At 71.0% G+C, this 12,518-nt stretch carries 9 protein-coding genes; 6 read left to right on the top strand and 3 right to left on the bottom strand.

Features of this window, described 5'->3' with window-relative positions; all coding sequences use genetic code 11:
- The 3 genes from GF068_RS23625 to GF068_RS23615 all read right to left on the bottom strand — a co-directional run bounded on the left by GF068_RS23625 (position 1) and on the right by GF068_RS23615 (position 3,250).
- On the bottom strand, positions 1 to 435 hold the full coding sequence (locus GF068_RS23625) for an MAPEG family protein (protein ID WP_240807332.1): 435 nt from the start codon (positions 433 to 435) through the stop codon (positions 1 to 3).
- Positions 436 to 501: 66 nt separating this feature from the next.
- Positions 502 to 2,166 carry a carboxypeptidase-like regulatory domain-containing protein gene (locus tag GF068_RS23620; protein WP_153821679.1) on the bottom strand — a complete coding sequence of 555 codons (1,665 nt, stop codon included), beginning with the start codon at positions 2,164 to 2,166 and terminating at the stop codon, positions 502 to 504.
- A gap of 178 nt (positions 2,167 to 2,344) precedes the next feature.
- The gene (locus GF068_RS23615) at positions 2,345 to 3,250 is read right to left on the bottom strand and encodes a DMT family transporter (RefSeq protein WP_153821678.1); all 906 of its coding nucleotides are present in this window, start codon (positions 3,248 to 3,250) and stop codon (positions 2,345 to 2,347) included.
- A 105-nt stretch (positions 3,251 to 3,355) separates the two neighbouring features.
- Between GF068_RS23615 and GF068_RS23610 the strand changes: the two genes are divergently transcribed.
- From GF068_RS23610 to fabG, 6 genes are all read left to right on the top strand, one after another.
- The gene (locus tag GF068_RS23610; protein WP_170319631.1) at positions 3,356 to 7,291 is read left to right on the top strand and encodes a serine/threonine-protein kinase; all 3,936 of its coding nucleotides are present in this window, start codon (positions 3,356 to 3,358) and stop codon (positions 7,289 to 7,291) included.
- Between the two features lie 64 nt (positions 7,292 to 7,355).
- Entirely contained in the window at positions 7,356 to 8,360 is a 1,005-nt protein-coding gene (locus GF068_RS23605) for a hypothetical protein (protein WP_153821676.1), read from the top strand.
- 15 nt (positions 8,361 to 8,375) lie between these two features.
- A complete protein-coding gene (locus tag GF068_RS23600; protein WP_153821675.1) occupies positions 8,376 to 10,436 on the top strand; it encodes a beta-ketoacyl-[acyl-carrier-protein] synthase family protein in 2,061 nt (686 codons plus the stop codon).
- Complete coding sequence (locus GF068_RS23595; protein WP_153821674.1) at positions 10,433 to 10,735, top strand: acyl carrier protein; 303 nt, start codon at positions 10,433 to 10,435, stop codon at positions 10,733 to 10,735. The genes GF068_RS23600 and GF068_RS23595 overlap by 4 nt, the downstream gene beginning before the upstream one ends.
- Positions 10,722 to 11,771, top strand: coding sequence for an aminomethyltransferase family protein (locus GF068_RS23590; protein WP_153821673.1), 1,050 nt, complete (start codon positions 10,722 to 10,724; stop codon positions 11,769 to 11,771). Before GF068_RS23595 ends, GF068_RS23590 begins: the two co-directional genes overlap by 14 nt.
- Positions 11,768 to 12,517 carry a 3-oxoacyl-ACP reductase FabG gene (gene fabG, locus GF068_RS23585; protein ID WP_153821672.1) on the top strand — a complete coding sequence of 250 codons (750 nt, stop codon included), beginning with the start codon at positions 11,768 to 11,770 and terminating at the stop codon, positions 12,515 to 12,517. The genes GF068_RS23590 and fabG overlap by 4 nt, the downstream gene beginning before the upstream one ends.
- Position 12,518: the final 1 nt, after the last annotated feature.

The raw sequence follows: 12,518 nt of genomic DNA, 5'->3' as shown, positions 1-12,518 counted from the left end.
TCAGCCGGGTTTGGCGAAAAATACCCGCTGGATGACGAGCCCGAGGATCCCGAGCTGCGCGAAATGCGCCGTGGCGTAGGCGATGAGGCGCCACGGCTGGAGGGCGAGCAGATAACACGCGGTATGCGCCACGCGCGCCGCCGTGTACGTGCCGAAGAGGATGTACGCCCAGAGCTCCGGTCCGCCGGCGAGGACGTACGCGAGGGAGACGAAGAGGTAGAGCGGGATGTTCTCGAGGTCGTTTTGCCAGCAACGACCCGCGCGCCACGCGAGGCCCGTGTCCTCCTTCTGCTCGACGCCGAACATCTTCGCGTCCTCGGGCCGCGGATAGCCGCCCTGGTCGAGCCGGCCACGCTTCTGCAGGCCCGAATTGAAGTGCATTTTGAGGAAGAGGACGACCAGGGAGGCGACCCAGATCTTGAACGCTGGCGGCATCACGGGCGGGAGGATACCACGGCCGCGCACGGGGGCGCAGCCGTGGTCGCGGCGAAACGTGCTCGTTCAGGGGGAGGGCATGGCGTCGACGTAGAACACGCCGCGCAGGTCCTCGGTGTTCGCGATCGGGCCGGGCATGCCGCCGGAGGAGCGCCACGAGGTGGCGCGGAACTGGTAATACATGCCCGGCTCCATCGGGCCGCCATAAGGCACGGAGACGTTCGGCTGGCCGCTCACGCCGGGGATACTCCCGCCGTCGCAGCCCATCATCTGGTCGGAGAGGCACCAGACGAGCTCGCCGTAGGCATTGTAGACGACGACCGTATAGAAATCCTCGCTGCTGTCGTCGGCCCAGGTGAGCATCGGCGCGGTCGTGACGGCCTCCGCCTTGTCGACGCCGGGGCCGATGACGGCCAGGGCCTCGGTGATCTTGAAGGCGTCGGAGAGCGAGACGTCCTGGCCCGGGCTCGGCATGCTGACCTCGACGATCTGGGTGCCGGCGATGTTCGGATCGGGGTCACGCACGAGGCCGTCGTTTTCGAAGGCGGCGAGGACCTTGTAGCGGCCCTCGGGCACGTCCTTGATGGTGAAGGCGCCGGTGACGTCGGGCGGGCCGGAGAGCGGCGTGCGCAGGCCGCGCGGCACCTCGCCGCGGACGAACGTATCGCTGAACGTGGAGGCGACGACGAGGACGACGCTGGTGGCGGCGCCGCCGAAGGCATTGACGATGTTGAGGTTGCCGGACACGACGCCGAGCCCGCTCTCCGAGCGCGCGAGGTCGACGCCCGTGAGGTTCGTCATGGCGACGTCTGCGTTCGCCGGCGTGAGCTGCAGGCCCGCGGCATAACCGCGCACCGTGTAGGCGCCGGCGGGGACGTTGAAGATCGTGTAGGCGCCGCTCTTGTCGGTGATCGCGGAGAAGCCTTGGCTCATCGCGTCCTCGGCGACGATGAGCACGCCGCTCGACAGGTCGTCGGCGACGACCTTGCCGGAGATCGAGGGCAAACCCTTCTGGTCCATGGGCAGGCCGATGAGCGCGATGTCCGTGAGCGTCGACTGGATGTCCCAGCCATTTTCCTGCGCTTTCGCCTCGCTCGACAGGATGGGCAGGGCCGTGCGGAGGCCGCCGGGGAAGGTCTGGTAATCGGCGGCGCTCGCGCGCAGGGTGAAGGCGACGTCCGTGACCGGGGTGCCGTCGTCTTGCCGCGCCACGGGGACGGCGAGCGCGTAGTTGCCCTTGTCGTCGGTGACCGCGACGTCGCTCACGGAGGCGCCTTGATCGTCGAGCGCCATGACCTGGGCAGCCTTGACGGCGCCCTCCGTCTGGGAGTCGAACACCATGCCCTTGATGAAGACCAGCGGATGACATTGGTTGCCGCCCGCGCTCATCTCGGCGCACGTCAAGCCGCCGGCGCACTGGGCATTGGCCGGATCGCAGGCGCCACCCTTGGCGATGCCGCACGTGCCGGTGCCGTCGGGGTTCTTGCCGCAGACGGCGTCGCCCTTGCAGTAGTCCGGGCCGGCCGGGTCGCAGGCGCCGCCCACCTCGATCTCGGGGACCTGGCAGGTATACGCGTCACCAGAGGCGGTGCAGACCGAACCCGAGGGGCAAGGATCACCGTCGACCTCGCACTCGTCACCGATCTTTTCGGGCGACGGCGAGCAGCCGATGGCGACGAAGGCGAGGGAAAACGCGACGCCACGGAACCAAGGAAGCTTGCGGAAGTTCATTTCGAGGGACCTCCCATTGTTTTGGCAAAGCGACGACGCGACGATAACAAATGTCTCGCGCCATGTCGCCGGTCTCAGCACGAATTTCACAATGGAAAATCGCGGGACCAGTGCGCAATCGGCTGACCGCATTCCCTTACCGGCACCGGCTGTTACCGGCGACGGTTACCGCATTCCGTTACCGGATCCAGAGCAGCGCCACGCCGCCGACCGCGACGAGGGCGCCGAGGGCCGCGCGCAGGCTGACGTGCTCCTTGTGGAGCGCGATGACCGCCGGAATGACGAGGACGGGCGTCGTCGCCATGATCGTGGCCGCGATACCCGTCTCCGTGTGCTGAATGGAGAGGAGCGACAAGGAGACGCCCACAAAAGGACCCGCAATGGCGCCGAGCGCCGCGTATCCGAGCCCCACGCGGTCCTTCACCGCGGCCGCCGTCCGACCCCACCAGCCAATGAACGTGAACAGGAGGGAAAAACCAATGATACCGGCAATGATACGAATCTGCGTCGCGGCGAATGGGTCGTAGCTCTTCATCCCGACCTTGCTGAGCACGAGCCCCACGGCCTGCCCCGCCGCGCCGCCGAACGCGAGCAGGACGCCCTTGCCGGGTTTGTCCGGTGAATCCTCGTCCGGGGCCTTCGCCTCGCTCGTCCGCTCGAGCACGACGATCGCGACGCCCACGAGCGTCACGGCCATCCCGAGGATCCCGAGCGCAGAGAGCCGCTCGCCGAGCAGGACCCAGCCGAGCACGGCCGCGATCGGCGGAGCGAGCGACATGACGAGCATCGCGACGCGCGGGCCAATGAGCAAGAACGCCCGAAAGAGGCACATGTCGCCCAGGACGAACCCCACGAGGCCACTCACGAGGAGCCAGCCCCACGCCTCGGCCGAGGCGTCCGAGGGCCAGAGGAGGCCGCGCCGCACGAGGTTGTAGGCGCCGAGGAAAACGAACGCGAGGACGAGGCGTACGAGGTTGAGGGACAACGAGCCCATGCGGCGCCCGGCGGCCGCGAACGCGAGCGAACTCGCGGTCCAGCAAAGGGCCGTGCCGAGGGCCGCGATCTCTCCAAGAGGGATGGACATGGGCAAAAGGGGCGCGCAAGATAACCGGCCGCGAAAGACCGGGGAAGAAGCAACCTTGCCGACGGCCCCGTCCGAGCCCACGCGTGACGTGCGACGATGGTGGAGATGCGGGTAGGTGTGTCGGTTGGCGAGCGCTTCGAGCTCGTACGTCTCGCGGGCCAAGGCGGCATGGGGGCCGTGTTCGAGGCGCGCGACCGGGAGACCGGCGAGAAGGTCGCGATCAAGATCATGAGCGGCGCGAGCGACGAGGAGCGCGCCCGGTTCGACCGCGAGGCGCGCCTGCTCGCAGCGCTCTCCCACCCGGCCGTCGTGCGTTACCTCGGCTACGGCGAGCTCGACTCGGGCGAGCCGTACCTCGCGATGGAATGGCTCTCGGGCGAGGGGCTCGACGCGCGGATCACGAGGGAGCGCCTGAGCGTCGAGGAGACACTCGCGCTCGCCGAGCGTATCGCCGGCGCGCTCGCGCTCGCGCACCGGCACGGCATCATCCACCGCGACATCAAGCCGAGTAACATCTTCCTGCAGGGCGGCGACGTGCGGCGCGCGATGCTGCTCGACTTCGGGATCGCGCGGCGCGCCTCGGACTCGCACGTCGTGACGCGCACGGGCGTCTTCATGGGCACGCCCGGGTACGTGGCCCCCGAGCAAGCCCGCGGAGATCGCGCCCTCAGCGCGCGGGCCGACGTGTTCGCCCTCGGCTGCGTGCTCTTCGAGTGCCTCGCGGGCAAACCCGCGTTCACCGGGCAACACGTGGTGGCCGTGCTGGCGAAGGTGCTGTTCGAGGACGTGCCCAAGGTCTCGATGCTGCGGCCCGGCGTGCCGCTCGCGCTCGACATGCTCATCGCGCGGATGCTCGCGAAGCACCCGGAGGAGCGCCTCGCGGACGGCGACGCGCTGATGGCCGCCCTCGCGCGCGTGGCGAACGACGAGTTCACGAGCGAACCGCCGCACACGCTCCGCTCGAAGGGCGCGCTCGGCAGCGGCGAGCAGCGGCTCGTGAGCCTGATCTTGATCTCGAGCTCGAAGGAGGTCGCAGGCGCCGTCGATCCGCTGGCAGGCACGATGAACTCGTCCGGGGTCGCGCCGCTCGCCGCGCTGCGCACGGTCGCGCGATCGTACGGGGCGCGCGTGGAGGCGCTGGCGGACGGTTCGGCGGCGCTGATGCTCTCGGGGGCGGGCATGGCGACGGATCAGGCGACACAAGCCGCGCGCTGCGCGCTGGCGCTCCGCGCGATGGCGCCGGACGCGCCGATCGTGCTCGTGACGGGACGCGGGGTGCTCTCGCACGCGCTCCCCGTCGGCGAGGGCATCGATCGCGCGGCGAGGCTCTTGCGCGAGGAGGAGGAGCGCACGGCAAGGCACGATGGAGCGGAGGCGCGCGCGCGGCGGCCCGTGCGCCTCGACGAGCTCACGGCGGAGCTGCTCGAAGGGCGCTTCGTGATCGACGCGAGCGACGATGTCCGATCGCTCGTGGGGGAGGCGCAGGCGCAGGAGGGATCGCGGCTGCTGCTCGGGCGGGTGACGCCGTGCGTGGGGCGCGAGCGTGAGCTCTCGACGCTGCTCGCGCTCTACGAAGAGTGCACGAGCGAGCCCGCTGCGCGCGCGGTGCTCGTGACGGGCGTGGCCGGCATCGGCAAGTCGCGCATCCGGCACGAGCTCTTGCAGAGGCTCGCCGAGACCGAGCCGCGCCCCGAGATCTGGCTCGCGCAGGGGGATCCGACGCGCATGGGCGCGCCCTTCGGCATGGCCGCCGAGCTCTTGCGGCGCGCCTCGTCGCTGCACGAGGAGGATCCGATCGAGGTGCGGCGGGAGAAGATCCGCGACGCGGTGACGCGGCACCTCGGCGCGGACGCGGCGCGCGTGATGGAGCTCTACGGCGAGTTCGTGGGCGCTCCGTGGACCGTCGAGGAGGCGAGCACGTTCCTGCGCGCGGCGCGCAAGGATCCGGTGCTGATGGGTGATCACCTCCGCCGCGGCTTCGAGGACTTCGTGAGCGCGGCGAGCGCGGCGCACCCGGTGGTGCTCGTGCTCGAGGATCTGCACTGGGCCGACACGCCGACGGTGCAGCTCATCGACGCGGCGCTGCGGCTCGCGCGCGAGCGATCGCTCTTCGTCCTCGCGCTCGCGCGGCCCGACGTGCACGAGAGGTTCCCGGGGCTCTGGGCGGATCGAGGGATGCAGGAGATCCGGCTCGGCGAGCTGTCGAGGCGCGCGAGCGAGCGCCTCGCGCGGCACGTGCTCGGCGAGGACGCGCCAAAGTCCTTGCTCGCGCGTGTGGTGGCGCAGGCCGCGGGCAACGCGTTTTACCTGGAGGAGCTCCTGCGCGCCGTGGCCGAGGGCCAGGAGACCGGGCTGCCGCAGACGGTGCTGGCCATGCTGCAGGCGCGGCTCGAAGCGCTGCCGAGCGAGGCGCGCTGGCTGCTCCGCGCGGGCAGCATCTTCGGCGAGACCTTCTGGAGCGGCGGCGTACGCGCGCTGCTCGGCGGCGAGAGCAGCGTGGTCGACGCGGACCGCTGGATCGAGACGCTCGTTCACCGAGAGCTGCTCATGCGGCGCAGGGAGAGCCGCTTCCCCGGCGAGGAGGAGCTCGCGTTCCGGCACGACCTCTTGCGTGACGTCGCGTATGCGGCCCTCACCGAGGTCGATCGAGCGCTCGGGCACAGGCTCGCGGCCGAGTGGCTCGAGGCCGCGGGCGAGCGTGACGCGATGGCCCTCGCCGTGCACTGCGAGCGCGGCGAGGATCGCGAGAAGGCCGCGGTGTGGTTCGTCCACGCCGCGACGCAGGCGCTCAGCGCGAACGACTTCGAGGCCGTGCTCGAGCGGACCGAACGCGCCGAGGCGTGCGGCGCCGACGGCGGGCTGCTCGGCGAGGTGCGGCAAGCGCAAGCCGAGGCGCATTTCTACCGCGGTGAGCTCGCGGAGGCGGCGCGCCGCGCGCGCGAGGCGATGCAGCTCCTCTCGCCGGACAGCCCGCTCTGGTTCGGCGCGGCGAGCGCGGCGGCGTGGGCCGAGAGCTCGCGCGGCGAGCGCCGCCAGCTCCTCGGGATCGCGGAGTCGATGCTCGAGCGCGCCGATCGCGAGGCCTCGCCGCAGACGCGCAGGCTCGCGGCGATGGGCTGGATCGCGCGGATGCTCTTGCGGTCCGGGCAGCGCAGCGCCGCCGAGACGCTCTCCGAGCGGTTCGCGCAGGCGCCCGAGGCCTCGCGCCGTGAGCCCATCGTCGCGGCCGAGTGGGCGGCCGTGGCGGCGACGCGCGCGCTCGTCGAGGGCGACCTCGAGACCTCGTACGAGTTCTTCCTCGAAGCGGCTCGGCACTTCGAGGAGGCGAAGGTCGACAGGTTCGGCATCTCGATGCGGATCTACGCGGCGCTCGTGCTCTGCGACCTCGGGGATCACGCCCGCGCCGAGGAGGAGCTCGCCACGCTCGTGGCGCGGGCCGAGGCGCAGTGTTTGCCGATGCTCGCGGCGAGCGCGCGTCACGGCCTCGCCGAGGCGCTCGCGGCGCGCGGTGCGCTCGCCGAGGCGCGCGCGCTGCTCGAGGACATCCTCGAGACCCTCACGAACGCGGGCCTCGTGCTCTCGGCGCACGACGTGCGGCAGTTCCTCGCGCTCGTGCTCGTGCGTCAGGGTGACAGCGAGGCGGCCGAGCGCGCCGCGATCGAGGCCGTGGCGCTCGTCGACGCGCCCCCGAATCGCCGCTGCTCGTACCTCGCGACGCTGGCGCGCGTGCTGCTCGCGTGTGGCCGCCCCGCGGAGGCCCTGTCGGCGGCGGAGGAGGCGATGCAGCTCCTCGAGCAGATCGGCGCGCTGCTCTCGGACGAGCCGCTCGTGCGGCTCGTGTATGCCGAGGCGCTGCTCGCGAATGGTCGCCACGAGCGCGCGAAAGAGGCGCTCTCCGCCGCGCGCGCGCATCTCCTCGGCCGGGCCGAGAAGATCGGCGCCCCGGCGCGCCGGGAGCGATTCTTGCGCGCCGTGCCGGACAACGCGCGCACCCTCTCGCTCGCGGAGGCGTGGCTCGGTCCGGCGCCGGGCGCGGCTTGACGCGTCCCCCTCGAATTCGGCGGCGTGATCGGGTACATTGCGACAAATCCTCACGGGGTGGGCCATGGAACGACGCGATTTCTTGAAGGTGGGCGTGATCGGCGGGGCGGGGACCGCGGCGGCGGGCACCCTGGGTTGCGCGGGTACGACGGGCGCGGCCGCGCCTCCGGTGGCGCTGGTGAGCCCGGAGGAAATGGACCGGTTCCTCGCGCGCCTCGACGGGGGCCTCGACAAGCTGAAGACCGGCGAGAGCTCGATCGCGTCGCTGTTTCCGAAGCTCGATTCTACGGATTCGAACCATCAGAAGCAGGACGTCCTCGTCCGCAAGACGCTCCGCTCGCTGCTCCTCGTGGGCTCGTTCAACGACCTGCCCGAGGAGGGGCGCGTGCATCCCGGGGTGCAAGACCGGATGTGGAGCGGGATGGGCGAGATGGATGAAGCGATGCTCGGGATGACGAGCGCGCTCGATTCTTTGACCCCCACCGAACGCGCGGACATCGGCCTTCGAATGCGCAAGGATCCGGGGCTCGGCATGCGTATCGTCGAGGCGATCGACCAGGACGCGGCCAAGGCGGGGATCCCCATGGAGCGGCGGCTGCACCTGCGCGCGATCGCGGTCGAGGCGTGCTCGCGCATGAAGCAATCGACGCCGCTGCTCATCGACGAGTACGTGACCAAGGTGAACAAGGTCGCCGCGCGGCCGGCGAACGTGGCCGAGTTCGAGCGCCGCCTCGTCGCGCAAATGGGCGAGGAGGCGTTTTTCCAGTACCGGGAGCGCACGGAGGCGCTCGCGCGGCGCTGGAACGTGGCGAGCGCGGGCCAGGCCGCGAACGACGGCGCCGGCCCGAATGCGCCTCCGGCGGCAGATCCGCATCAGCGGAGCAGCAGGGTCCTCACGGTCGGCGGCATTCTCCTCGGCGTGGGCGCGCTGTCCTTGCTCGTCGGCGGCATCATCGTCTCGTCGGGCGGATTCGTCGGCGCGTTCGTCATGACGGTCGGCGCGCTCCTCGGCATCGGGGGCCTCATCACGCTCATCGTCGGCGCGGCCATCCGGGCGTCCGAGGGCTGATCCCGCCCGCGTTGCATGTTCCCGCGAGAGGCCAGCGAGACCCCGGCGTCGGGCTCCCCGATCGTGATCACGGGAATGGGCGCCGTCTCCGCGCTCGGCGTCGGCGCGTCTGCTTTGTGGGCGGCCATCGAGGAGGGCCGCGACGGCATTCGCCCGATCGAGCGATTCTCGACCGAAGGTTTTTCCGTGTCGCTCGGCGGGATGGTGCCGGGCGCGGCCGCAGGGGACGTTTGCGTCGCGTTCGCCGCGGAGGCGGCGCGGGAGGCCCTCGCGCATGCGGGCCTCTCGATCGGCGCGGGCGGCGTCTCCGGGAGCCGCGTGGCGCTCGTCCTCGGCACGAGCCTCGGCATTCACGTGGACGGCCTGCACCTCGTCGCCGCGGAGGTCGCGCGCGCGCTCGAAATCGCGGGCCCGACGGTGACCATTTCGACGGCGTGCTCCTCTTCGACGAACGCGATCGGGCTCGGCCGGGATCTGCTCGACGCGGGCCTCTGCGACGTGGCCCTCGCGGGCGGCACGGACGAGCTCACGCCGGAGATCTTCGCGGGCTTTCACGCGCTCGGGTTGCTTTGCCCCTCGAAATGCGCGCCCTTCAGCGAGCCCGTGGGGACGACGCTGGGCGAGGGCGCCGGGTTTCTGGTCCTCGAGCGTGGCGACGAGGCGTCTGCCCGGCGCGCGCGCCCTCTCGCGACGCTGCTCGGTTATGGCCTCTCGGCCGACGCATACCACCCGACCTCGCCCGATCCCACGGGCGCCGGCGTCGCGCGCGCGCTCCGCGGAGCGCTCCTCGACGCGGGGACGGACGAAGCCGGCGTCGATTACGTCAATGCCCACGGCACGGGCACCGCGGCCAACGACGCCGCCGAGTTTCGCGCCATCGAGCAGGTCTTCGGCGCGCGCGCGGCGCGTCTGCCCGTGAGCTCCACGAAGAGCTTCCTCGGCCACGCCCAGGGCGCCGCGGGCGTGCTCGAGCTCATCGCGACCCTCTGCGGCATGGCGAGGGGCAAGATCCCTCCCACGCTCCATTTCGACAAGGCCCGGCCCCGCTGCCCGCCCGATCCGGTGGCCGGGGACCGGCCCCGCGTGACCCGCGTCGAGCGAGCGATTTGCAACAACTCCGCCTTCGGGGGCGCGAATGCGGCCCTGGTCGTGGGCAACACCGGAATGGTTACGCCCCGAAAACTCATTTCCGAGCTGTTCGTCCTCGGCGCCTCCGCCGTCGGCCCGCACGGGATGGATCTCGACGCGCTCGGGGAGGCGCTCGCCGAAAGTGTACCGCTCCGCCGCGGCGCGCCCGCGATCGCCATCGAGAGGCTGATCCCCACGGCCGATGGCAATGGGATGGATCCGGCCTCGCGGTTCCTCTCGGCCGCCGCGGCGCTCGCGCTCGCGGATGCCGGGATCACGCTGCGCGGCGCGAGACGCGACCGGGCGGGGCTCTTCGTCGGCACGACGCGCGCCTCGACGCAGAGCGAGCGCGAGTTCCGGGACAGCATTCGCGAGCGCGGTCTCGTGCGCCTCTCGGCGACGGCGTTCACGCGTATGGTCCTGAATGCGTCCGCGGGTACGTGCACGAAGGTCTGCGCGCTCAAGGGCCCGACGACGACGCTCACCTCGGGCGAGGGCAGCGGCCTCGTCGCGCTCGTCTATGCAGCGATGCACCTCTCGACGCGGTCCGACGTCGATCTCCTCCTCGCGGCTGGCGTCGACGAACGCGTCTCCCTCGATCCCGAGGTGCACGAGGGCGAAGGCGCGGCTTGCCTGGTCCTCGGAAAAGGCCCGGCTTCGAGCGAATCGAGGGCCGTGCGCCTCTCGGGCTTCGCGCTCGCGGGCCCTGGGCAGGCGGAGGAGGCCACGCGCCTCGCCATTCGAATGGCCGGCCTCGACGCGCGCGATGTCTTCGTGGCGCCGCCGGTCGCGCCCGTGCTCGGCCCTGCGCCCTCGATTGCGGCGCTGTTCGCCTGCGCGTTCGCCGTCCATTCCATTCTGCGGGGGACCTGGGAGCACGTGCTCGTCCCCGAGCCGGGCGGCACCGCCGCGGCCGCCGTCGTTTTCAGCCGAAAAGGAGCCGCATGACCCCCGAGCTTGCCCGGTACATCACGCGTCGCGAGCGTGTCCTCGACAAGGTGCGCCGGATCCTCGTCGAGCACCTGCACGTCGCCCGCGCGCTCGACGAGATCGATCCGGACGCGCCGCTCTTCGGCACGGGGCTCGGCCTGGATTCGGTCGACGCCGTCGAATTGCTGGTCAGCATGGAATCCGAGCTCGGCGTGAAATTGCCGAACGAGGGCCTCTCCCGCGCGGCCATGCGCACCGTGAACACGCTCGTCGACCTGGCCCTCGCCCACGGGAGGACGGACGATGTCGATGGATGACGAGATCCGCGCCTTGCGCACGAGCGTCGCGCTCGCCGCGGGAGATCACGTCACGTGCCTGCGCATCGAGGGCGAAGGCGCGTACGAGGCGCTCGACGCCGTCGTCGCCTGCGACCTCTTCTTGCAGGACGGGCAGATGCGCCCGAGCCTCCTGCTCGACGAGCAGGCCCGCCCCTTCGCGGACATCCACGTGGCGCGTGACGACGAGGCGTTTTACTTGCTCGCCGAGGGCCCGTCGCCCGGCGAGCTCGTCGAATACTTCGACAAACACTTTCCCCCGGGGATCGACGCGAAGGCCACATGTTGCGACGGGGCGCTCCTGTCCGTGCACGGCCCTTATGCCTGGGAGCTCTGCACGGCGGTGCTCGGACCCGACGTCGGCAGCCTCCCCTACCTCGCGTTTTACCGGACAGACGAGGCTGTGTGTTTTCGTTCGGGAAAGACCGGCGAGTATGGTTATGATCTCCTGATCTCCCCGGGCGAGCTCGCCGCCGTCCGCGAGGCGCTGCTCACCGAGGGTCGGGCCTTCGACCTCGCCCTCGCGGGTTTGCCCGCGCTGGATCAGTGTGCCCTCGAGAATGGCATCTTCAACGTCCGCCGCGAGGGCCGGGCCGGCCTCTCGCCGCTGGAGCTCGGCCTGCAATGGCGCGTCTCGAACCGCAAGGAATACGTGGGCTCCGCCGCGCTGCGGGCCCGGCGCGAGGCGGGGGCGAAGGCGCGGGTCGTCTGGGCCGTCGCAGGCGCGGCCGTGGCCGAGGGAGACGACGTTTTTCTGGACGAACAGCGGATCGGAGCCGTGCTCGCAACCGGATTCTCCGTCATCCGCGGTGAATGGGTCGCGCTCCTGCTCCTCGATCGATCGTATGCGTTCCCGGGTATCGATCGTTTCGAGGCCTCCCACGCGGGCGAGCGCCGCCCCCTCCGCACCGTCTCGGCGCCGCTCATCAACAACCGCAGCCTGTACGTGAGCCCGCAGCGGCACAGCTACCGGGAGCGGGACGAATCGAAGATGCCGCCGTTCGTGCTTTCGCCATGAATATCCGATTCGACGACAGCACGGTGATCGTGACCGGCGCCTCCCGGGGCCTCGGCCGGAGCATCGCGGCGGCGTTCGGGGCCGAAGGGGCGTTCGTCTTCGTGGGATACAAGTCGCGCGAGGACGAGGCGAAGGAGACGCTGCGCGCGATCGAAGAAGCGGGCGGGCGTGGCGCGCTCCTCGCGATGGACGTGGCGAGCGCGGCGTCGATGAACGCGGCCGTGGAGCGTGTGCTCGAAGCGCGGGGCGGGATCGACGTGCTCGTGAACAATGCCGGCGTCGCGGCGGACGAGCTCTTCCCCTTGATGGCCGAGGAGAGCTGGGACGAGGTGATCCGCGTCAATGCGGGCGGCGTCTTTCACGGCTGCCGCGCCGTCGTGCGGCCGATGATGGCGAAGCGGCGGGGCGTGATCGTCAACGTCGCCTCGGTCGCGGGCCAGCACGCGAGCCCCGGGCAGGCGAACTATGCGGCCTCGAAGGGCGCGATCCTCGCGTTCACCCGCACGCTCGCGGCCGAGCTCGCCCCGCGGGGGATTCGCGTCAATGCGGTGGTGCCGGGGCTGCTCGGCACGGGAATGGCGAAGCGCCTGGACAAACGTATCGCGGAGAAGACGCGCGCCCGGATCCCGCTCGGGCGTTTCGGGACCGGCGACGAGGTGGCGCGGGCGGTGTTGTTCCTGGCTTCGGAAGAGGCTTCGTACGTGATCGGCCAGGCGCTCGTGGTGGATGGGGGGCTGACGTTGTGAC

It is taken from the genome of Polyangium spumosum, assembly GCF_009649845.1.
Lineage (GTDB): Bacteria > Myxococcota_A > Polyangia > Polyangiales > Polyangiaceae > Polyangium > Polyangium spumosum.
Note: the sequence above shows the minus strand (reverse complement) of the source record. Positions and strands in the feature narration are given on the sequence as shown.